Consider the following 21,182-nt stretch of genomic DNA (forward strand, 5'->3'; position numbering starts at 1 on the left):
GTACTATCCGTTGCTGCACTGGTGCGCGGCGTAGAAGTTGCACGAATGGATTTCGCACGGCACGGCTCCCCGCCATGACCCGCCGATGCCGGAAACGACGCCGTCCGTGCCCGTGACCATCCGCACGCGTGGTCCCGGGGCTGGTGACGCCTGGACTGACCGACGCGCCGACAAAGTCGTGGCGCGGCGCGAGGGAAGGCGCTGCCTCCAAGGCCCCGGGCCATGCTCCGCTCACGCGGGGCGCTGCCCCTTTTCACCCCGCGGGTGTGACCCCTGATCACCCGCCCGCCGCCCAGGATCGGTCGGCAAGGTAGAAGAGGGGGCAGCATGAGTAACCCATTCCGGATCACGACCAGCCGCCTGCGCGGGCCGGTCACCGACGAAGACCACATCCTGGGCAGTACCCGCGCGCCGGTGACGCTCGTCGAGTACGGCGACTACCAGTGCCGGCAATCCGCATCGGTACACGCGATCGTGCAGGAGGTGATGTGGCAGCGCCCCACCACCGTCGCCTTCGTGTACCGGCACTTTCCGCTGACCGACCTGCACCCGTACGCGGAACTGGCCGCCGAGACCGCGGAGGCGGCGGGCGCCCGCGGCCACTTCTGGCAGATGCACGATTGGCTGTACGCCCACCAGGACCAGCTCAAGCCGCTGAACCTGGCGCTGGCCGTGGACCGGATCGGGCTGGACGTCGAGCACGTGGGCCGCGCCCTGAACGGCCGCCACTACCTGTCAAGGGTGCGGCGAGACTTCAGCAGCGGCGTGCGCAGCGGCATCGTCGGCACGCCGGCGTTCTTCCTCAACGGCGTACGGTACGACGGAAACTACGCGCTCACCGACCTGCTCACCGCGATCGACCGGGCCGCGATAACGTAGCTCTGCGCTCACTCCCCTGACTCGGTCAAAGGCGACACGACCACCGCGGTGCCGTACGCGCACAGCTCCATCCACGTCGTACCGACCTCGCGGTGGTCGAATCGCATCCCGATGACCGCGTTGGCGCCACGCTGACGGGCGGCGGCACGCAGGTACTCGATGGCCTCCGTCCGCCAGCGCAGCAGATGCTGGCTCGCCGCGGGGTCGAACCGACCCCCTCGCAACGACTTCACGCCCTCGGCGAACGCATTGCGAGTACGCGGCAACGAAATGACCACCTCGCCCAGCACCGCGTGGATCCGGTACCCAGGAAGGCCATCCGTCGTCACCACCAACATTCCCCCAAACTAGGACCCGTCACAATCGTCCACAGCGGAATCCACGAAGTTTCCGCGTTCTGCGAAACGGCACTCCCGGTCGCACTCGCCGCGCCGCACATCCAGCGTCCGATGTAGACACTAACCTCGTGTCGTCGAGCAAGGAGCCAGCAACGGCGACGCGGCTCACGATGCCGGGCAGCACGCGGCGGGCATCGGGGTAGCCCGATATCCCTTGGAATAGATCGTTTGGACGCCGCTCACCGACCAGATTGTCCCAATCCGCGCGGCGGGCCTGCCGTCGTGACGTTGCCGCAATATCCGCGAAAACGCGGCCTCCGGAAGGCGGCGACGCCGCAAAATCCCCGAAAATGTCCCCTCCACCCACCGCCGCAAGACCGGCACGCCCGGACAGGCTCCACCAGCGCGGCGGCGCCGCGCCGGCCAAGGTCCGCGGGTGCGGAGCACGGCCAGGCCGCGCCGATCAAGGGCATTCGCATCGATCAAGGGCAAACACACGCGGAAAGAGATCCAACCGCGTGCATTCGCCCTTGATCGGCGGAAGAGGGCGGGCGGCGCGGTGCGCGCGCCGAACGCGGCAGCGCCGCGCGGGACGGGCGGTGGCGGGGCGGAAGAGGGGGTACTCAGGTAACGCTGCGTTGCCGCACAGGTTGCGTTCAGGAATCCGGCATACCGTGCGCAGCGTGAAGCGTCGCGCTCTGGTTATCACGCTGGCAGTGGTGTTTTTGCTGGCCGGCGGGGGTCTGGGGGCCGCGTGGGCGTACGGGCGGTCGCTCGACCACCACCTCGCACGCACCAACGCGTTTGCCGGGCTGCCCAGTGAGCGGCCTACCGAGACCGTCACCGGAGCGCTCAACATTCTCGTGCTCGGCAGCGACTCTCGCGACCCGGACAGCACGACCGACTCGCGCACCGACACGATCATGCTGGTGCACGTCGACGCCGACCATCAGCATGCCTACTCGATCTCCATACCGCGCGACACGTGGGTGTACGTGCCGGAGTCGGCGGACGGCAGGAACGGCGGGACCAAGGCGAAGATCAACGCCGCCTACGCGTGGGGCGGGACGCCGCTGGTGGTGCAGACGGTGGAGAGGTACACCGGGGTGCGGATCGACCATGTGGTGCTGGTGGACTTCGCCGGGTTCGCGCGGATCACCGACGCGCTCGGCGGCGTCGACATGTACGTCGATCAGAGCATCACCTCCATCCACCCGCCGTACCGGAAGTTCACCAAGGGCGAGCACCATTTCACCGGTGCCGAGGCGCTCGACTACGTGCGGCAGCGGTACCAGTTCAAGGATGGCGACTTTACCCGCGAGAAGCACCAGCAGGCGTTCCTGAAAGCCTTGATGGACAAGGCGGCCAGCACCGGGACGCTCACGGACCCGGTGCGGCTCAACGCTTTCCTTCAGGCGGTCACGAGGTCGGTGACCGTGGATGAGGACTTCGACCTGGTCGACACCGCACTCGCCCTGCGCGACCTGCGCGCCAACGACATCACGTTTCTCACCAGCCCCAGCACCGGCACGGCCACTGTAGACGGTCAGAGCGTCGTCGAGCCCGACACGGTCAAGGCGAAGGCGCTGTACGCCGCGGTTCGCGACGATACCGTGGCGCAGTGGGTGGCCGCTCAGGCGTCGCGCTGACGCAGGACCGCGTATCCGCCGAGGAGCGCGGCCGCCACCCACAGCACGAGCAGCCCCATGCCGCTCCACGCCCCGTAGTCCCGCGCCCACCGGTCCTCGTCCTGCGGGCCGGCCAGGTGCAGCATGACCCACGCGGTCTGGTCCGGCAGGAATTGGGTCACCTCGCGCACCTTCGGGATGTTGCCGAGCCCCTGCGAGCCGAGAAACAGCACCGGCAGCAGGATGCCCATGGCGAGCGGGCTGCTGCGCAGCATCGTCGCCACGCCCAGCGCGAACGCGGTCATCAACGGCAGGTACAGGCACGCGCCGAGGACCGCCTGCGTCCAGCCGTCGACGGTGAGCGACCTGCCCAGCCCGGCCTGCGCCGTGAGGAACGTGACCGGCACGGCCACCACCGCGACCGCCGCGGCCACGAGCGTCGTGGCGGCCACCTTCGCGGCGAAGAACCGGGCCCGGTCCGGAATCGCGGCGAGCGAGGCCCGGATCGTGCCGGTGGAGTACTCGCTGGTCATCGCGAGCACGCCGAACACCACCAGCGGCAACTGCCCGAGCGTCAGCGGCAGGAAGGCGATCATCAGCGGGTCCTTCTCGAACGCCTGGCCGCCGCCTGATCGGACGCTCAGCGCCAGCAGGTACCCGAGCGCGCCACTGAGCACGACGGTGAGCGGCAGTGTCCACAAGCTGGACCGGACGGACCTGATTTTTGTCCACTCCGCGGCGATCATCGGGCGCCTCCCGCGGTGAGCCGCAGGAACGCGGCCTCCAGGGAGTCGGTGCCGCTCTCAGCTACGAACTCGGAGACGGTGGTATCGGCCAGCAACCGCCCCCGCGACACCACCACGAGGTGGTCGGCGGTCATCGCCATCTCGGTCATCAGGTGACTGGAGACGAACACGGTGCGCCCCTCGGCGGCCAAGCCGCGGAACAGTTCGCGGGCCCACACGACGCCCTCGGGGTCCAGCCCGTTGACTGGCTCGTCAAACAGGAGCACCGGCGGGTCACCGAGCAGCGCGGCCGCGATGCCCAGCCGCTGTCCCATGCCCAGTGACAGCGCCTTCGCACGCCGGCCGGCCACGTCGGCGATGCCCACCTGTTCCAGCACGGTGCGGACCCGCGACCGCGCGATCCCGTTCGTCTGCGCCAGCCACAGCAGGTGGTTCAACCCGCTGCGGCCGCCGTGCACCGACTTCGCCTCCAGCAGAGCGCCCACGCGCCGTAACGGATGGCGCATGTCCCGGTACCGCTCGCCGTCGATGCGCACGTCGCCACCGCTCGGGCGGTCGAGCCCGAGCATCATGCGCATCGTCGTGGACTTACCGGCGCCGTTCGGCCCGAGAAACCCTGTCACCACACCGGGACGCACCGTGAACGACAGCCCATCGACCGCCACCACCCGCCCATACCTCTTGCTGAGGTCACACACTTCGATCACCCACACCACGCTAGGAACGCGGACGGCCGCCGGCAGTCCACGAAAGTCGCGATCCGCGCCGACGAAGGTTGACGCACGTACCCTTCAGGCGTGAGCCGACACATCCTCGCCGCCGCCGTGGTCGCCGTCGACACCGCGCTGCTCGTGGCCGTACACGGCATCGGCCACCTGTGGGTGGTGGCGCTGTTCGCCGCGACGGTGATTCTCGGGTACCGGCAGCGGCTCGCCGGGTTCGGTGGCGCGCTGCTGCTCGGCGCGGCCACCGCTGGCGGGTACGCCGTCCTGGTCTGGACCGCCTACCGCGCAGGGCGCGGCTCGTCAAAGCGCGCGCTGGTCGCTGTCGGCGCGGTTGGCCTCGCGGCGCATCTCGCGATACGCCCGGCGGATCCGCGCGCGGTCCCCCAGACCATCGTCGTCTACCTGGTGTTCGTCGCGCTGCCGGCGGTCGTCGGCCGGTACGTCACGCAGCAGGAGCGGCTGATGTCCGCGCTCAGTGACCAGGCCCGCCTGGCCGAGCGGCTGCGCATCGCGCGCGACATGCACGACTCGCTCGGTCGCCGGCTCAGCCTGGTGTCGATACAGGCGGCGGCGCTCGAGGTGACACCGCTGCCGGCGGAGCAGCGGCGCGCCGTCCATCAGCTCGGCACCGCCGCACGCGAGGCCATGACGGAGCTGTACGGCGTGATCGGTGCTCTGCGCGGTCCACATGACACTGTCGACATTGGTGTGTTGGTGACTCAGTTTCGTGACGCCGGAGTGCCCGTGACGGTCGAACCCGAGCAGCCGCCCGCCGTCAGCGAAACCGCCTACCGCGTGGTCGAGGAAGGACTGACCAACGCCGCGAAGCACGCACCCGGCCAGCCGGTGTCGGTAAGCCTGCGCGGCGAGGGCGACACGCTCCTCGTCACCGTCGCGAACCCAGCGCCGTCGAGCTCGGCCGCCGCGGGCGGCAGGCGCGGCCTTCCCGGTCTGGATGAGCGGGTACGCCTCGCGGGCGGGCTGCTGCGTCACGGGTACGCCGACGGCCGGTTCCGGCTGACCGCGATGCTGCCCGCCACGCCGGCCGCGCCAAAAGCGTCCCCGGTTCGCCCGGCGTTGCTCGGCACCGCCGCGGCGGTACTCGTCCTCGTGGTCCTGCCCGCCAGCCTGATGCTGGGGGTCAAGGGGTGATCCGGGTGCTTGTCGTCGACGACGAACCACTGATCACGGCGGGCATCCGCACGGTGCTGGAGTCGGCGGGCGACATCGCGGTCGTGGCGGAGGCGTCCGATGGCCGTTCCGCCGTGACGCAAGCCCTGCGGCACCACCTCGACGTCGCGCTCATCGACATCCAGATGCCGGTACTAGATGGACTGTCCACAGCGGAGGAACTGCGCCGCGTCAAGCCGGATCTGCGCACGGTCATGCTGACCTCGTACGGCGCGGAGCCAAACGTGTTGCGTGCCCTGGAGGGTGGCGTCGCCGGCTTCGTGCTGAAGAACTGCGCTCCCGACGAACTGATCGGCGCGGTCCGGGCGGCGCACCGCGGCGACGCGTACCTGTCCCCCGAGGTGACCCGGATGGTGCTCGGCATGGTCGGCCCGTCCGCCGCCGGGCGCCGCCGCGCGGCCACCGACCGCTTGGCGGGGCTCGCACCACGCGAGGCGGATGTGCTTTCGTTGGTCGCCGAGGGCCTGTCGAACGCCGAGATCGGCCGGCGCCTGGGCATGAGCGAGCCAACCGTGAAAACCTACGTCAGCCGGGTACTCGTGAAGCTCGACTGCGAAAACCGTGTACAGGCGGCGCTTCTTGCCCGCGACGCCGGCCTGTCCCGCCCGTCGTAGGGTGTTGCGGTGACTCTCGCTCATGACGTGGCCGGCGACGGCTCAGCACTGCTCCTGCTGCACTCCACGGTGTGCGACCGGCGGATGTGGGACCCACAGCTACCCGCGCTGGCCGGCGCCGGATTCCGTGCGGTGCGCTGCGACCTGCGCGGCTACGGCGACTCCCCGGTGCCCGCCGAGCCGTACAGCGACGCGGAGGACGTCGCCGAGCTGCTCGACACGCTCGGTGCCGACCGGGTGGCGCTGGTGGCCGCGTCCGGCGGCGGGCGGGTGGCGCTGGAGGTGGCCGCGCGCTGGCCGTCGCGGGTGTCCGCGCTGGCGCTGCTGTGCACCGCGATGGCCGGGCACGAGCCGAGCGCGGAGCTGCGGGCGTTCGGCGAGCGGGAAGACGCGCTCCTGGAGGCCGGCGACGCCGACGCGGCCACCGAGCTGAACGTGCGAACCTGGCTGACGCCGGACGCCACCGAGCAGACCCGCGAGGCGGTCCGCGCGATGCAGCGGCACGCGTTCATGGTGCAGCTGGCCGCGCCCGACGTGGCACCGATCCGGGCCGAGTACGACCTCGGCGCGATCACGGCACCCACGCTGCTGGTCTCGGGCGCCCGGGACCTCGTCGACTTCGGCCAGATCGCCACCCGGCTGGCGGCCGAACTGCCCGACGCCCGCCACATCGAGCTGCCCTGGGCGGGCCACCTGCCGAGCATCGAGCGCCCGGACGAGGTAAACGAGATTCTGCTCGACTTCCTGCGCGTTGACAGCTGACTACGCGAGCCCTATGGTCACAGGAAAGCGCTTTCCTGAGCTGAAGGGACACCTCAGATGGGCACCCGCTCCGGCCACGGCCACATCGCGAACGCGCCGGCGGCGGCCCGCACGACTCCGCACCCACGCGGCACCCCGTTTCCACCACCGAGGGGCACCCGCCGCCCCATCATCCCCGCCCGCGACAAGCCCGGCTAGAGGCTCAGGACCACGATCGAGAGTTGAGCTGCCGCGATGCCCGCCGCGCTCCAGACCGTAGCTCCCGCGGCCTCGCCCGCCGCGGCTGGTCACGCTCACCGGGTTGTGTAGCCGCGAAGGGCGAGGCCGCGGGAGCAGCGGTCTCGCGCACGACGAACGCCGCGGTAGCTCAAGAGCGCTTTGGGCGGGATGGGCGCGCCGCGCGGGCGGCCGGCATCGAGGGGGGATCGACGCCAGCCGCCCGCGGCGAATTCGCCGGTCAGCGGAAGCCGAACCGGCGCCTGCGCTTGCGCCCGCCAAGGCGCTGCAGGGTGTCCGCACCGCGATGCAGCATGCGCGTGGCCCGCGACGAGCCGCGCCGCTGCTCGACGGCGTGTCCGATCTGCCGCGCACCCGCTGCCACCAGCGGCACGGCGATCGCGATCAGTGCCCAACGTCCAAGGGCCTTGCCGATCATGTCAACCTCCAAGGGGGTGCTCCCTTGGGCTTACCCACACGCCCCTCCGATCATGTACGCCCGCCCTCCCTGCGCGCCGCCTCCCGCCGATCAAGGGCGAACGCACATGGTTAGATCTCTTCTCCGCGCGCGTCCGCCCCCAGGCCAGCCCGGCACGGCGTGTCGCCACGCCGCACCCGCCGATCAAGGGCAAACGCACGTGGTTGGATCGCTAAACCGCGTGCATTCGCCCTTGATCCATGCGAGTGCCCTTGATCGGCGGCGGAAGCGCGCGTGCGCCGCTGCTCGTTGCGGGCCGGGGTTGCTCGCTGCTCCGGTCGCGGCCACCGCAAGGCGCGTCGAGCGAAGGCATCGCCCGGGTCGATCGTGGATCGCGGAGGGTGAGGCTGCGGGAGCGACGGTCTGGCGCGCGACGCGCATCGCGGTAGCCCAAAGCTCGATCCTGGTCTTGAACATGACGTCTGGATCCACAGCAAGCGTCGCGCGACGGCGTTACGACAAGTTCGGGGATGTTGCGGCCTCAGAGCGACCAGGATGCCGCATCTTCGCCGAAGATGCGGCATCCACCCCCGCGCGATGCGGTCGCGCGGCGGTCATCGCCGTCGCGAAGGGCCGTCGATCAAGGGCGATCGCATGGATCAAGGGCGAATACACGCGAAAGGAGATCGAACCACGTGCATTCGCCCTTGATCGACGAGAAGCGGAGCGGGGCGGGGTTAGGCGGGGGTTATGGAAACTAGGGTTACGGTGTTTGGGGCGCGGCGGGGCATGGGGAGGCCTCGGGCGGATAGGACCTCGGCGTCCACTGCCGCCTCGCCCGCGGGGCCCACCGGGTCGATGTCGCCGGGGTAGGCGCCGCCTCGGGTCACCGGCCTGAGCCAGCGCGCCTCGTACCGGCCCGGCGCCAGTCCCGGCACGCGTAGGTACGGCAGGCGCTCCGACTCGGACTCGTCCATCTGTACATGGGCCATCAGCGCCCGCCGCCCGTCCGCCGCGATCACGCCGTGCGCCCACACCGCCGGGTCGGGCGAGTCCAGGCGGACCACGCGCCCGCTGTGCAGCAGGTCACGGTGGGTCTTGTAGATGTCGATCCACTCGGCCAGCGCGGCGCGCTCGTCGACGTCGGTACTGGTCAGGTCCCATTCGATGCCGAAGTGGCCGAAGAGGGCGGTCGCGGCCCGGAAGTCCAGCGGGAACACCCGGTGGGTCTGGTGCGACTCGGGCGACGCGATGTGCGCGCCCAGGTACTCAGGGGCCGCGAGCTGGACGGTCCAGCGCTGGATGGCCTGCCGGGACTTGGCGTCGGTCATGTCGGAGGTCCACACCCGCTGGACGCGTTCCAGTACGCCGATGTCGACCCGCCCGCCACCGGACGCGCACGACTCCCACTCGACGCCGGGGTGGCGGGCGCGCAGCTCGTCGAGGAGCCGGTAGAAGCCGAGGGTGTGTCCGTGTACCGCTGGGGCGCCGCCGCGGGCCGCCGAGCCGGCCTCCAGCAGGTCGCGGTTGTGGTCCCATTTCACGTACGAGATGTCGTATGTGGACAGTACGGCGTCGATGCGCTCGATCAGGTAGTCGACGACCTCGGGGCGCGACAGGTCCAGCACGTACTGGTTGCGCTGCAGCAACGGGGTGCGCCCGCCCGTCGACAGGATCCAGTCGGGGTGCTGGCGATACAGGTCGGAGTCCGGGTTCACCATCTCCGGCTCGAACCACAGGCCGAACGCCATGCCCAGCCCGCGTACGTGGTCGATGAGCGGGCCCAGCCCGTCCGGCCAGACGCCCTCGTCCACGTACCAGTCGCCGAGCCCGGCCTTGTCGTCGCGCCGGCCACGGAACCAGCCGTCGTCCAGCACGTACCGCTCGACGCCGATCGAGGCCGCGATGTCGGCGAGTTCGCGAAGCCGCGCCAGGTCGTGGTCGAAGTAGACGGCCTCCCACACGTTGAGGTTGACCGGGCGGGGGCCGCTCGGGTGGGCCGGCAACGACCGCTGGTACCCGTGGAAGGCGGCCGCGAGTCCGTCGAGCCCGTCGCGGGAGGCGGCCACGTGCAGCCACGGCGAGCTGTACGAGTCGCCGGGCGCCAGGATCAGCTCGCCGGGCAGCAGCAGCTCACCCCCGCCAGCGGTGGCCGGGGAGGCGCCGCTGCGCTCCACCCGGTACACGTTGTTTCCGCTCCACGCCACGTGCACGCCGATGACCTCGCCGCGCTCGAAGCCGAAGCCGGGCGTGCCGACCACGATCATCGTCGCCGCGTCGAGGCCGGTCTTGCCGCGCCGGTTCTCGCGCAGGTACAGCCCGTCGGTGAGCTCGTGCCGCTGCGGCACCCGCTCCCGCGCCCAGCGGCCGGTGAAGTCGAGCACCTCGGTCAGGTGCTCGGGCAACGGCAGCACGACCTCCAGACCGTCCACAATGTACGGCGAGTCGCCGGTGTTGGTGACGGTGTGCCGCAGCCGCAGCGCTCCACCGGGCAGCGACTCGGCCTCGGTCGCGAGCGCCAGCCCGGCCGCCTCGTCGGTGGCGCTCACCCGCAGCAGCGTGCCGTCGGTCGTGACAGCCGTGGTGCGAAACACCGTGGACCAGTCCAGCCCGGCTGGAGGAGAGCCGGCCGCAGTAGCGGTGCCGAGGCGGTGGCCGCGCAACCCCGGCCGCACGTACCAGCCGTGGGCCTGCTCGGGCAGCAGCGAGCCGGCGCCGGCCCCGGCGGTCGCCGCCCACGAGGCGCCGTCGCCGCCCGCGACACCGAGCCACGAGACCAGCGGCAGCCCACCGGACGGGTCCGGCGCCAGCGCCAGCACGGTGTGCCCGGCCGGAGCCGGATCCGGGTGCACCAGCGCGTCCCACCGCAGGTCGTCGTCAGCCATGTCCCGCCTTTCAAGCCGCTCGGACCTGGAAGCGTACCGGCCCTGAGCAGAGCGTCAGCGGCGGGCGGAGGCGCGGGTGACCTTCGCACGCAGGGCGCGACGGGCGACCGGACCGAGTTCGTCGACGACCTCGACGAGCACCGCCAGCTGTTCGAGGGCGTCCAGCGCGTGCCGCGCCCCGTCGGAGTCCACCCCTTCGAACAGCTCCAGCCCGATGAACGCCGCCGACACCGCGCGCGCCAGGCCGGGCACGTCGGCGACGTCCGCGAACGGCGATCCGGCCAGCAGGCGGCTGAGTACCGGCTCGATCTGGTCGATCCAGAGGCGCAGCGCGGCGGCGACCGGTGCGCCCAGCTTCGGGTCGGCTTGCGCGCCGGCGAGCAGTTGGGCGAGTACCGCCACGTTGCCGAGCCCGCGTTCCTCGGCGTGCAGGGTGCGGCCGACGTCGAGCAGCTCGCGCAGCGAACCGACCTCGGCGAAGGCTTCGGCGTACCGCTCGACACGCGCCGCCGTGCTGATGGTGCAGGCGGTGGAGAGCAGCTCGTCGACGCTGCCGAAGTGGTAGAACACCAGCGCCTGGTTGACTCCGGCGGAGGCCGCTATCGTGCGGGCGGAGACGCCGGCGATGCCGTGGGTGCGGATCGCGTCTATCGCGCCGTCGAGCAGCCGCTGCTTGGTGTCGTTCGACATCCGCTCCCCCGTGCGCTGTCTCGGTCTCCGCTGTTTCGTAGCACCGTGTCAGAGAGCGGCGCGGCCATGTGCGGTGCCGCAATCATCGCATCGGTGACGAGTTGCGCAAGCCAAGCGGCGCCGGGCAGCCGCAGCAACCACCCGACCGTGGCCCAGCCGAGGCTCAGGTGCTCCAACGCCCGCGCGACGGCGGCCACCCCCCGTTCCTCGTGGCCGCCGTCGGCGTACAGGGATCGCCAAAGCGGCGGATGATGCTCGTGCGCGGGTGCCAGGGTGAGGCCGCGCGGGCGCCGCCGCTCCAGGAACCGCCACACGCCGCGGCACGCCTCGCACCCTTCGTCCAGCCACAGCACCGCGGGCGGACCGGCACGGTACGGCGTCCAGCGCGGACGCCAGTCCCGCACGGACCGCCGGTATTCGCGCCACCGCTCGCCGTGCCTGACTTCGAGGTCGTGGTGTTCGTGCGGGCGCGCGACGCCCGCGCCGAACGCGGCGGTCGCCAGCGCCACCGCGCCGAGCGTCGCGCTGCGCGTGCCGGCCGCGAGCAGCACGAGCAGCGCGACGGCGCTGAGCTGCATCGGATTGGCGAGATAGGAGTACGGGCCGGTGGTCACCAACCGCACCGGTGGATCCCATGGGTACGGTGTGCCGCCGCCCCGGACCACGAACTCGCGCACCGCCATCAGCGCGGGCGTCGCGACCAGGAGCCCGACCTGCGCCAAGGGAAACAGCGACGGTCCCGTCAGGTGCGCCCACGAGCCGTCGCCCAGCTCGAACGCGACGCTGGGCACGAGCCACAGCGTGACCGCCGCGAACACGGCGACCTGGAGCACCGCGCGCGCCCCGAGGTGGCGCCGGTCGGCGGTCCAGCGGCCGAGAAGCTGCGCGGGCAGCGCGACGAGCAGCAGCCCTACTGTCTCACCGATCAGCCAGTGCGGGCCGAGCCAGACGAGCGGGTCGAGGGCCGGCATCGCGACCGCGTCCAGCCACAGCAGCAGACCGAGCGCGACGGGCAACGGCACGAACCGCCGGTACAGCACGGGAATCGCGCCCCACAGCACCGCCCAGCCGAGCCACAGGTCCACCGGCAGGCCGCGGAACGCGCCGTCGACGGCCGCGAACCCGTACCACCCGGCGAACCGCGCCACCTCGCCCAACGCCGCGATGCCCACGGCCGCCGCCACAAAGGCGAGGAGCGTGGCGGCCCCGTCGCGACCGGGCCGCCATCGCGCCATCGCGGCCAGCCCCGGCACGATGAGGCAGAGGTACCGCGCGGCGGTCATGCGCCGCCGCCCGCAGCCGACACAAAGCGGAGGGAGCGCAGCGACCGTAGCGACTGTCGGCTACAGGGCGGCTTTGAGGCGCATGACCCGCGTGAGCGGAGGCGAGCGCCGGTTGACTCGGTCACCGCAGTGCCATGGCGTCGAGCAGATAGCCGGCGCCTTCGCGCATCAGCACCTGCTGTACCGGGCCGAAGTACCACGACGGGTCCAGGCGCCGGGTGTACACGATGGACAGTCGCACCTCGGTGCGCTCCCCCACCGCCTTCCACCGCACGGTCGCGCTGCGCCAGACGAGCCAGCGCGCCGTGATGGCGGAGTCTTCGACGACGCGGAACTCGACCCGCCCCGGCGCGGCCTCGACCACCTCGGTGATGGTGTGACCGCCCGACCCGTGCGCGCTGCCCGGGTAGTGGAACATCCAGCGGTCGCCGGGCGAGAGCCCTCTCCCCTCGATCCGCTCCGGCAGGGGGACGCCGAGCATCCGCAGCGGCACCGAACGCACCGCCGCCGGCCCCGGTCCGTCCGTGAGCCGCCGCGCCACCTCGTCGGCGCTCAGCGCGACCGTCCGGGTCACCGTCACCGCCTGCTCCGGATCCAGCCGCGCACCCGTACCTTCCAGCGCCAGCACCAGCAGTAACGGGATCGGCAGCAGCGCGTACCGCTTCTCGGGCCGCTCGGCCCAGTTCAGCAGCGCAACGGCGCCGTGCGCGACCGCGTACACGAGAGGGGCCGCGAGTGCGACGCAGATCGCGCCCTCGTGGAGGACGACCGCCGCGAGCAGCAGGCCGACGGTGGTCACCGAGAAGACCCGGCCGTGCGTGGTGCGGCCCGGCATCAGCACGAGCCCGACCGCCAGCAGGACGGGCAGCCCGACGAACAGCAACGCGCTGTCGGCCCGCCCGTCACGCACGGCCAGAAGGAACACCGTCACACCGAAGAGCCCCACCAGGCCGGCCAGTATCCAGCGCGCCATCGCATCCACCCCCGTGCACTTGAGCGCTCGCTCAAAAGCACGGTAGCACTCGTTTGAGCGAGTGCTCAAGAGACGGGGTCAGGGTCACTACCTCTAAGGCGTCCTAGGAGGCTGGTCTGCTTGGGTGCTCTCGGCGAATGCGACACGGTTGTGCCCGCCGGCCATAAAGAGGTGTGACCACGTCGATGGCTCCAACCGATGAGCAGCTCTGGTCGGCCTGCACCCTCGGCGACCACAGCGCCTTTGGTGAACTCTTCGAGCGGCACTCGCGGGCGGTGTACAACCACGCGTTCCGGCTCACCGGCTCGTGGAGCGCGGCCGAGGAGGTCACCCAGGCGACGTTCGTGACCGCCTGGCGGCGCCGGAAAGCGGCTCGGGTGGTGGACGGCTCCACGCTGCCCTGGCTGCTCGTCGTGGCGACCAACACCGCACGCACGGAACGCCGGTCGGCGCGGCGGTGGCAGGCACTGCTGCGCCGGGTGCCGCCTGAGCCGGAGGCGGTACCCGATCCGGCCAACGACGTGCCCGCGCGCCTCGACGACGAACGCCGCATGACCGCGCTGCTGGCGCTCGTGCGCCAGCTCCCCCGGGCCGAACGCGAGGCCATCGCGCTCTGCGTCTGGTCCGGTGTCCCCTACCCGCAGGCCGCGACGATCCTCGGCGTCGGCGAAGGCGCGGTCCGCTCCCGAGTGAGCCGCGCCCGCGCCCGCCTGGCCCGCATGGTGGCCGAGTCCCAGGAGGAAGAACGATGAACGACATCCTCGACCCGCCCGGCGAGCGCGACCTGCCCGCTGGCCGGCAGGAGCGCATCCGCGCGCGGGTGCTCGACAGCGTCCAGCACCCCGAGCGGCACACCGCGCGCCGGCTGGTGCTGGTGGCGGCGGTGACGGCCGTGGCGGCCGGCACCGTCGGGGCCATCCGATGGAACGGTGACAGCGACTGGGGCGTGTCGGCGATGTCGATGGCGATGTCGGCGTCGGAGCTGTCACCGAATCTGCGCAAGGCGGCCGACCAGTGCCTGGAGTGGAACCGCGACCAGGCCGATTCGGTACAGGTCACGCTGGACGACGTGGCGGTCGCCACGCAGCGTGAGTACGACTCGGCGCTGCTGTTCCTGACCGACGACGGGTTCTACAGCTGCAGCGTACGGAAGGAGCCCTCGATGGAGGTGACGGGCGGTTCCCGATCCGACATCTGGAGCGCCCCGCAGAGGGAGTGGCTGCCCGGCCCGATCCAGCGCCTCGGCGGTACGTCGAGCGACGTCGACGGCGGCGACGTGACGGTCATCGGGCGTGCCAGCGCCCGCGTGGACAAGCTGCTGCTCGACTATGGCGATGGGCACACCACCGCCGCGCGGCTGCAAGACGGCGCGTTCGGCCTCATCAGCGACGGCACGCCGGTACGCCCGGACGCGCGGCTCGTCAGCTACGACCGGGATGGCAACGAGATCGACCGGCGGCCGCTCTTCAACCGCCAGAGCGACTACGAGCACTGCTACGTCGACCCGGCCGGCACCGTGGTGTATCGGAAGGACCGTACGGAGACGACGGACCCGGACCCGCGCGAGTGCCAGCCCGCCGACCGCTGGGACCGCTGAGTCGCCGGTCTGAACACGGGCGCCGGTCTGATCTCGGGCCGTCGGGAACCAAACGCGCCTGATGACCGACAATCCAGTCATGAGGTGTGATGACTTCCGGGAATCGCTGTCGGCGCGGCTGGACGGTGAGGACGACCCGGCCGAGCGCCCCGCGACCGACGCGCACCTGGCCAGTTGCCTGGACTGCGCCACCTGGTTCGAGGCCGCGGCCCAGGTCACCCGGCTGACGCGCACCTCGGCAGTACCGGACGATATCGACCTTACAAGTACAATCCTGGCCAATATCCCCACGCCGGCCGCACGCCCGCGCGGCCGGCGTCTGGTGGCGGTCCTCCGGGTACTGCTCGGTGCGCTCGGCGTCGCGCAGTTCCTGCTCGGCGCGGCTCAGATCAGCGGCTTCGCCGCCGCGGCACACCTGCACAGCGTCACCGGGGAGCCCGCCGGGCACCTGTGGCACGAGTCAGCCGCGTGGAACGTCGCCGTCGGCGCCGGGTTCGCTTGGATCGCGTGGCGGCGCACCCGCCCCACCGGGATCGTCCCGACCCTGACCGCGTTCGTCGCGGTGCTCACCCTGCTGACCGTCAACGACCTGATCAGCGGCCGCGTCGACGTCGCGCGCGTCCTCAGCCACTCGATCATCGTCGCCGGTTACGCGATCATCCTGTACCTCTCCCGGCGCGGCGCCGCCCCCAGCGAACCGCCCGCGAGCGGCTCCCGCTGGCGCGCCACCTTCGAACCGGAGCCCGCGAGCGAGCCGGCCGCTCCGCCCCGCCTGCGCCTGATCCGCGGCTTCCCCGGCCCCATCGAGGCCCGCTACGACGACCGCCGCGCGGCTTGATCACGTTGTGAGGGCGGCTTGAACACGCGGAGGGGGTCTGGTTTGCTGGCGCGGTGAGGGTCCTGGGGTTGGCCACCGTGTCCACTGTGGCCGTTTCGCTGTGCTTGGTCGGCTGCGGTTCGCCCGACGAGCCGGCACCACTCGACGGCACCGACGTCATCACCACACCATCACCGAGCGCACCGCCCACCGCCGACCCGCCGACCGACCCGGAAATCGACCGGGCGCGCCAGATCCTGGGTGGCGCCCAGATCAGCCCCGACGGGCGGTACTCGGTGACCGGCGACGGCGACCGGGTCGTCATCCGCACGGCCAGCGGTACGGAATTCGACTGGTTCGGCACCGGATCGGACTGGCAGGTCGGCGCCGAGTTCTCCCCGGACGGCCAGCGTCTTGCGGTCGGTGTCCAGGACGCGGTGGTCCTCTACGACTTCGCCACGAAGGACCCGCACGCCGTGATGTACCCGATAGGCGGCGACCACCTGACCAAGCCGCGCTTCTCCGGAGACGGGGCGCACCTGGTGGTGGAGGAGTTCGACAAGGCCCGCAACGGCCGGTTCGTGGTGTTCGACGTCCGCACCGAGCGCCCGGTGACGTCGCCGTATCCCCCGTACATCGAGGTGTCGAGCGACCCGGGCAAAATCTGGTACGCGAGCGAGCTGGCGGTGTTCGACGGCGGCGCCAAGGTCGTGGCCGCCGGCGAAGACGGTTTCCTGCTCTGGTCGACACGGTCGCAGACGTTCGACTGGGTGCCGTGCGGCTGCCGGGGCGAGCTGGCCGCCGTCGACCGGGCGGGACGCCACGTGGCGTTCGGCGCGCGGGACGGCTCGATCTCGATGTGGACGGTCAGCGGTCCCACCGAGGTGAAGCGGTGGAAGCCACCCGGGTCCGGTGAGGGCGCCGGCCCGCCGACGCTGACGTTCACAGAGGACGGACGGCACCTGCTCAGCAAGGCCGGCAAGGACGGCTACGTGTGGTCGGTACCCGAGGGGAAGCTGGTGGGGTCGTGGCGCGACGCCGGCGCGTAGCCCCAACTCCGCGCGAGCCCAAGCCTGGACGCTTCGCGTGGTTCACCCCCGTCTGGCGGTTCGTGGCGGGCACCGTGGCCGCGGCGGCGATCGGCACCCCCGTCACGATCTTCGTGACCAAGGCGTTGGACGGCGATGACCCCAACCCGATCGCGGTGAACGTCGTCGGCAATCCGGCCACCGTCGAGGCCTGGGCGGATGTGCAGTTTCGCGTCGCGCTGCCGCCGGACGCCCAGCCGGCCGAACCCCCGCCCGGTGACTGCCCCGGCATCGTCGACTGGGCACACCGCCAGGGCGGCACCGACCAGAAAGACACCCGGGTCCGGTTCTCCGTCCAGGGGCTCGCCGACCAGGGCATCCTGATCGACAAGCTGTGGGCGCACGTGGTCCGTCGCAGCGCGACCCCGGAGCCCGCGGGCGTCGAGATCCGGTGCGGCGGCCCGCAGGGCGCGACCGAGGTGCGGGACGTGGTCATCGACCTCGACGCGAAGCGACCGGCGGCCGTGTACGCGGCGAAGGCCGAAGGGCGGTTGCCGCTGTTCGGTTTCACGCTGCAAAAGGGCGAGACCGAGGTGTTCCAGCTGGTAGCGAGCACCACCGGCACCGTGGAGTGGCTGCTCGAACTGGAACTCGTGGTCGCCGGCGAGCGGCGGAACGTCAAGGTGAGCAACCACGGCGCCCCGTTCCGGACGACGGCGTGGCAGCCCTCACGGCGGTACCAGGTCGAGCCCGGCACCGACTACTGGTCGGAGTGCGTCAACGACGTGTGCCGGGAAAACGTCTCGCCGGCGACCTTCCGCTACACCCCTTGATCGGCCTTGCCCAGGAGCCAGCTGCCGGCCGAGTCCGGGTCGTCGGAGGTGTAGAACTCCTCCATCAGCTGGACGTACTCCTCGCGGGACAGGAAGCCGTCGCCGTCGGCGTCCAGATGTGGGAACGCCGCTGCGGCGCGCGCGGGGTCGACGGTCATCGCGACGAGGAAGGCGTGGTGCTCGGCGGCTGTGATCCGGCCGTCGTGGTCGGCGTCGATGAGGTCGAAGAAGCTGTACGACGGCTCGATGATGACCTTGTGGAAGCGCTGTGAGTCGGCGTGCAGCCCGTCGAAGCCGGCGAGCGCCTCCTCCAGGGTGACGCGACCGTCGCTGTCGCCGTCGAACTGCCGGAGCAGCTGCCAGCCGCCCTCCACGAGCTGGCGATGCAGCTGTGCGTACTCCGGGGACCCGGGCTGGAGCCCGCTGAGGCCAACCATCCGGCCGGCGGCGATCTCGTAATCAGACTCCTCGATCGCACCGTCGCGGTCGGCATCCCAGAACGTCAGCATGTCGATCAGGCGCGCGCAGGACGTCACTCAACATCCGAGGCTCCTTCCGTATGACCACTTCGTACGGTAGCCCCAGGAACACGATCAGTGAGTCCGCCGTTTGGTGCGGGCAGACGCATCGACGCGAGCCTGCCCGGATCGACGAGGATCTGGATCCCGGTGATCCGGTCGTCGACGACCGTGAACGCGATGATGGACAGCGGCGTTCCGTCTTCGCGCCAGGAGACGTACCCCAGACGGCCGTCGACGAGTACGGCCTGGTGCCGTGCGACTGAGCCGGCGAACATCCGGGCACCGGCGGCGACCTCGGTAGCGCCGATCGTGACGACCTCGCCGCCCGGGGTGTCGACCGTCAGCCGCACGTCCGGGTCGAGCACGCACAGCAGCCCCTCGAAGTCACCGTTGAACGCCGCCGCGCGGAAGGCGCGGATCACCTCGCGCTGTTCGCGCGCGACCACGGCCGGCCGCTCGGTCGTCCGCACCTTCCTGCGGGCGCGGCTGGCGATCATCTTGGTGGCGTCGGCGGACTTGCCGAGGATCTGCCCGATCTCGTGGAACGGGACCCCGAACATGTCGTGCAGGACGAACGCCAGCCGCTCGCTCGGCCCGAGCGAGTCCAGGACGACCAGCAGCGCGAGCCCGACCGAGTCGGCCACCGCCACGTACTCCTCCGGCACGGGCCCGTCGTCGACCGTCGGCACCAACTCCCACAGCCCATCGCCGTAGGACGCCTCGGGGCGGGCCTGGCGCGAGCGCAGGACATCCAGGCTGATCCGCCCGACCACCGTGGTCAGCCACGCCGCCAGGTTCTCGATGGCCGCCGCGTCCTGGCGCGCGAGCCGCATCCAGGCCTCCTGGACCGCGTCTTCGGCGTCGGCGTGCGATCCGAGCACCCGGTAGGCGACCGCGCGGAGCCGATCGCGCTGAGCCTCGAACGCCTCGGCGACCCGGTCCGCCGGGCGGTGGTCGGTCATGGTGCCGCCTTCCTCGGATCGCCTCGATCCTAAGTCCGTCGTGGTCACGCCTTTCCCCGGCGCTGCTGGCGAAGCGAGATCCGGTTTCCGTCCGGATCCACCGCCTCGATCCGGACGCCGAACGGATAGTCCTCCGGCTCCGGCTGCTCGAAGGTCACGCCTCGCTGGCGAAAAACCTCGACGTCTTTCCGCAGGTCGTCCGACTCGAGGATCAGCGGACCGGGTGCGTCGCCCGGCCCCGGCTGCCCCGCGGCGGCCGCATGCGACCACAGGATGATCTTGACCGGCCCGCCGGCGACGCCCACGACCAGGAAGCGCCCATCGGGCCCCGGATAGTCCACGTGCTTCTCCAAGCCGAGCCCTTCCGTATAGAACCTCAACGCACGGTCCTGATCGGTGACATAGACCGTCACGTACATGATGTTTGTCAGCACTGTTCTCCCCGCTCCACTCGTCGGTCGTTACCCCTACGACGGGCGGCGGCGGGAGAAGGTAACAGCTCATGGCTCGCGACGTTGACGACAAGCGCGCCCTGTTCGTCCGGGTCGTCGACAGCGCGTAACCGCCTGTACGCCTGACGGCGTCGGCCGCCGCCTATTCGTCCAGGTTGCGCTGGCGAGCTGCGAGGGCGGGTATGGCGGCGATCTTCTTCTCGTCGAGATGATTCCAGAGCACGCCTGCGGGCCGTCTCGCCTCCTCGCAGGGGATGATCCGCTCGGGCGTGACGATCGCGTCGAGGCGAAAGTCGTGCCCGGTTTCGGGTAGCGGTCCGTCGACGACTTGGAGTTCGTGCACTGTGGTGACGATGGTGGTGTCGGCGGTGATGAGGCCGGCTTCGATGAGTAGGGCGAGTTCGATGTCGGAGTAGCCGGCGCCTTTGCCTATGCGGGCTCCCTGGGTGTTGACCGCGACGCTGCCGCAGATCACGAGGTCGATGGCCGGCATGTCGTCGATCGCGACGGTCGGGGCGAAGGTGGCGACGGCTTGGTGGGAAGCCACCTGGTCTGGTGGGCCGGGCAGGTGGGCCGGGTCGAGCAGGTAGAACGGCTGGGCGTTGGCGAGGTTGGGTACGGCCATGAAGACGGTTTTGCCAGCGGCCAGGGCGAGGGCTCGGGCGGGGAGCTGGGCGCGGTCCGGGTTGGTCTTGATGGTGTGAGCGGATTGCCAGGCCGGCAGGTTGGTGAGCAGTTGCGCTGCGGTGTCGGCGCCGGTGAAGGCGGGGATGTGACCGTGCACTCCTGGCTCGACGACGTGGTGTTGTTCCAGCAGTGTCCAGATGTGTTCGCGGACCTGTTGTTTCGGGTCGTCGGCGGTGGTCACGGTCCTCCTACGCGGCCATCAGGGTCAGCAGCAAGCAAGTTACTCACTAGTGCTTGGTCTGCGGCGAAGACGGCACGGTATGGACCACCGCGCGTGCTCGCGATCTCGTGGCGCCACATGGACGTCGAAGGGCTCACGCCGGGCAAGGACTCAAGCTGCATCCGGGCAGCACTATCTGCGAAGCGTGAAAGTGTTGCGGCGAGGACGGCGGCCGGGGTCGAGATAGGCGGGCGGGATGAAATCCGGCCGCCCGTCGACGCCCATCCGCACTTCCCATTCGCCCTGGTGGACGACCCTGTGATGATGGCCGCAGACCAGGACGGCGTTTTTCAGCGTCGTTGGCCCGCCGGCCTTCCACCCCTGGATGTGGTGGCCGTGACACCAGCGGGGCGGCCGGTCGCAGTGGGGTCGACCTGCGGCGCGGTGTCAGCATTTCGGCTGGTCCGTTTCCGCAGGCCGCAGCCGGTGTCGCAACCACACCGTCGCGCTCGTCGCGTGCTGCGCCGCCGGAATGCCCCGGGCGTCGACCTCCCGCACCGCGTGCAGCTTGACGGTCGCGGCCAGCTGCTCCAACGCGTGCGCGGCGTCCAGCACCGCGAGAAGATCCGCGTCCGGCAACGACCACACAGCCGCGTCAGCGCACTTGGCGGCCAGGTCACGAGCCTGTGCCAACACGTCGACGTCGAGCATGCATCCATTCTCGAACGCCAGCACTAGATCAATCTGCCTCGATCCCCCGGCCCGGCGTGTCGCCCG

General features: G+C 70.9%; 22 protein-coding genes and 2 pseudogenes. 10 read left to right on the forward strand and 14 right to left on the reverse strand.

The annotated features are described in order from the left end of the window. Positions 1-327 precede the first annotated feature (327 nt). Entirely contained in the window at positions 328-879 is a 552-nt protein-coding gene (locus tag QMG73_RS11020) for a DsbA family protein (protein ID WP_281894240.1), read from the forward strand. A 29-nt stretch (positions 880-908) separates the two neighbouring features. Here QMG73_RS11020 and QMG73_RS11025 read toward each other — a convergent pair. Then, positions 909-1,223, reverse strand: a pseudogene (locus QMG73_RS11025) (YbjQ family protein); the annotation flags it as partial. Positions 1,224-1,567: 344 nt separating this feature from the next. Between QMG73_RS11025 and QMG73_RS11030 the strand changes: the two are divergent. Beyond that, positions 1,568-2,866, forward strand: a complete 1,299-nt coding sequence (locus QMG73_RS11030) for an LCP family protein (protein WP_456107250.1) — start codon at positions 1,568-1,570, stop codon at positions 2,864-2,866. Here the strand turns inward: QMG73_RS11030 and QMG73_RS11035 are convergent. After that, positions 2,851-3,591 (reverse strand): ABC transporter permease subunit, encoded by a 741-nt coding sequence (locus tag QMG73_RS11035; protein WP_281894244.1) that lies wholly within the window; start codon positions 3,589-3,591, stop codon positions 2,851-2,853. The genes QMG73_RS11030 and QMG73_RS11035 overlap by 16 nt on opposite strands. Then, positions 3,588-4,298: an ABC transporter ATP-binding protein gene (locus QMG73_RS11040; protein WP_281894247.1), complete on the reverse strand. Its 711-nt coding sequence runs from the start codon at positions 4,296-4,298 to the stop codon at positions 3,588-3,590. The genes QMG73_RS11035 and QMG73_RS11040 overlap by 4 nt, the downstream gene beginning before the upstream one ends. Positions 4,299-4,388: 90 nt before the next feature. Here QMG73_RS11040 and QMG73_RS11045 point away from each other — a divergent pair, with 90 nt between their 5' ends. From QMG73_RS11045 to QMG73_RS11055, 3 genes are read left to right on the forward strand one after another with little or no spacing between them, the layout of a single operon-like run. Beyond that, positions 4,389-5,468, forward strand: coding sequence for a sensor histidine kinase (locus tag QMG73_RS11045; RefSeq protein WP_281894249.1), 1,080 nt, complete (start codon positions 4,389-4,391; stop codon positions 5,466-5,468). Continuing rightward, the gene (locus tag QMG73_RS11050; RefSeq protein ID WP_281894250.1) at positions 5,465-6,121 is read left to right on the forward strand and encodes a response regulator; all 657 of its coding nucleotides are present in this window, start codon (positions 5,465-5,467) and stop codon (positions 6,119-6,121) included. The genes QMG73_RS11045 and QMG73_RS11050 overlap by 4 nt, the downstream gene beginning before the upstream one ends. A gap of 9 nt (positions 6,122-6,130) precedes the next feature. Then, a complete protein-coding gene (locus tag QMG73_RS11055; protein WP_281894253.1) occupies positions 6,131-6,883 on the forward strand; it encodes an alpha/beta fold hydrolase in 753 nt (250 codons plus the stop codon). A gap of 457 nt (positions 6,884-7,340) precedes the next feature. Here QMG73_RS11055 and QMG73_RS11060 read toward each other — a convergent pair whose 3' ends face one another. The 5 genes from QMG73_RS11060 to QMG73_RS11080 form a co-directional block, all read right to left on the reverse strand. After that, entirely contained in the window at positions 7,341-7,538 is a 198-nt protein-coding gene (locus QMG73_RS11060) for a hypothetical protein (RefSeq protein WP_281894254.1), read from the reverse strand. Positions 7,539-8,254: 716 nt separating this feature from the next. Then, positions 8,255-10,402 carry an alpha-galactosidase gene (locus QMG73_RS11065; RefSeq protein WP_281894257.1) on the reverse strand — a complete coding sequence of 716 codons (2,148 nt, stop codon included), beginning with the start codon at positions 10,400-10,402 and terminating at the stop codon, positions 8,255-8,257. 54 nt (positions 10,403-10,456) lie between these two features. Further along, on the reverse strand, positions 10,457-11,092 hold the full coding sequence (locus QMG73_RS11070; RefSeq protein WP_407676771.1) for a TetR/AcrR family transcriptional regulator: 636 nt from the start codon (positions 11,090-11,092) through the stop codon (positions 10,457-10,459). Then, on the reverse strand, positions 11,050-12,375 hold the full coding sequence (locus tag QMG73_RS11075; protein WP_407676772.1) for an isoprenylcysteine carboxylmethyltransferase family protein: 1,326 nt from the start codon (positions 12,373-12,375) through the stop codon (positions 11,050-11,052). Before QMG73_RS11075 ends, QMG73_RS11070 begins: the two co-directional genes overlap by 43 nt. 121 nt (positions 12,376-12,496) lie before the next feature. Next, the gene (locus QMG73_RS11080; RefSeq protein WP_281894259.1) at positions 12,497-13,348 is read right to left on the reverse strand and encodes a hypothetical protein; all 852 of its coding nucleotides are present in this window, start codon (positions 13,346-13,348) and stop codon (positions 12,497-12,499) included. A gap of 185 nt (positions 13,349-13,533) precedes the next feature. Here QMG73_RS11080 and QMG73_RS11085 point away from each other — a divergent pair, with 185 nt between their 5' ends. The 5 genes from QMG73_RS11085 to QMG73_RS11105 all read left to right on the forward strand — a co-directional run bounded on the left by QMG73_RS11085 (position 13,534) and on the right by QMG73_RS11105 (position 17,623). After that, positions 13,534-14,100, forward strand: a complete 567-nt coding sequence (locus QMG73_RS11085; RefSeq protein ID WP_281894261.1) for an RNA polymerase sigma factor — start codon at positions 13,534-13,536, stop codon at positions 14,098-14,100. Continuing rightward, positions 14,097-14,945: a hypothetical protein gene (locus tag QMG73_RS11090; protein WP_281894264.1), complete on the forward strand. Its 849-nt coding sequence runs from the start codon at positions 14,097-14,099 to the stop codon at positions 14,943-14,945. The genes QMG73_RS11085 and QMG73_RS11090 overlap by 4 nt, the downstream gene beginning before the upstream one ends. Before the next feature lie 79 nt (positions 14,946-15,024). Beyond that, the gene (locus tag QMG73_RS11095; protein WP_281894266.1) at positions 15,025-15,783 is read left to right on the forward strand and encodes a zf-HC2 domain-containing protein; all 759 of its coding nucleotides are present in this window, start codon (positions 15,025-15,027) and stop codon (positions 15,781-15,783) included. A gap of 53 nt (positions 15,784-15,836) precedes the next feature. Then, positions 15,837-16,811 (forward strand): WD40 repeat domain-containing protein, encoded by a 975-nt coding sequence (locus QMG73_RS11100; RefSeq protein WP_281894268.1) that lies wholly within the window; start codon positions 15,837-15,839, stop codon positions 16,809-16,811. Beyond that, a complete protein-coding gene (locus QMG73_RS11105) occupies positions 16,790-17,623 on the forward strand; it encodes a hypothetical protein (RefSeq protein WP_281894270.1) in 834 nt (277 codons plus the stop codon). Before QMG73_RS11100 ends, QMG73_RS11105 begins: the two co-directional genes overlap by 22 nt. On the opposite strand, the gene QMG73_RS11110 is transcribed toward QMG73_RS11105, so the two are convergent. From QMG73_RS11110 to QMG73_RS11135, 6 genes and pseudogenes are all read right to left on the reverse strand, one after another. Beyond that, positions 17,611-18,159, reverse strand: coding sequence for an EF-hand domain-containing protein (locus tag QMG73_RS11110; RefSeq protein WP_281894271.1), 549 nt, complete (start codon positions 18,157-18,159; stop codon positions 17,611-17,613). The two genes, QMG73_RS11105 and QMG73_RS11110, sit on opposite strands and share 13 nt — an antisense overlap. Next, the gene (locus QMG73_RS11115) at positions 18,156-19,106 is read right to left on the reverse strand and encodes a sigma-70 family RNA polymerase sigma factor (RefSeq protein ID WP_281894272.1); all 951 of its coding nucleotides are present in this window, start codon (positions 19,104-19,106) and stop codon (positions 18,156-18,158) included. The genes QMG73_RS11110 and QMG73_RS11115 overlap by 4 nt, the downstream gene beginning before the upstream one ends. Positions 19,107-19,150: 44 nt before the next feature. Then, complete coding sequence (locus tag QMG73_RS11120; RefSeq protein WP_281894274.1) at positions 19,151-19,525, reverse strand: VOC family protein; 375 nt, start codon at positions 19,523-19,525, stop codon at positions 19,151-19,153. A gap of 175 nt (positions 19,526-19,700) precedes the next feature. Then, entirely contained in the window at positions 19,701-20,426 is a 726-nt protein-coding gene (locus QMG73_RS11125) for a 5-formyltetrahydrofolate cyclo-ligase (RefSeq protein ID WP_281894276.1), read from the reverse strand. A 171-nt stretch (positions 20,427-20,597) separates the two neighbouring features. Beyond that, a pseudogene (locus QMG73_RS46360) lies at positions 20,598-20,816 on the reverse strand (HNH endonuclease signature motif containing protein); the annotation flags it as partial. 36 nt (positions 20,817-20,852) lie between these two features. After that, positions 20,853-21,116, reverse strand: a complete 264-nt coding sequence (locus QMG73_RS11135) for a hypothetical protein (protein WP_281894279.1) — start codon at positions 21,114-21,116, stop codon at positions 20,853-20,855. Positions 21,117-21,182: the final 66 nt, after the last annotated feature.

This window comes from Phytohabitans aurantiacus (genome assembly GCF_027923225.1).
In the GTDB taxonomy this organism is placed as follows: Bacteria; Actinomycetota; Actinomycetes; order Mycobacteriales; family Micromonosporaceae; genus Phytohabitans; species Phytohabitans aurantiacus.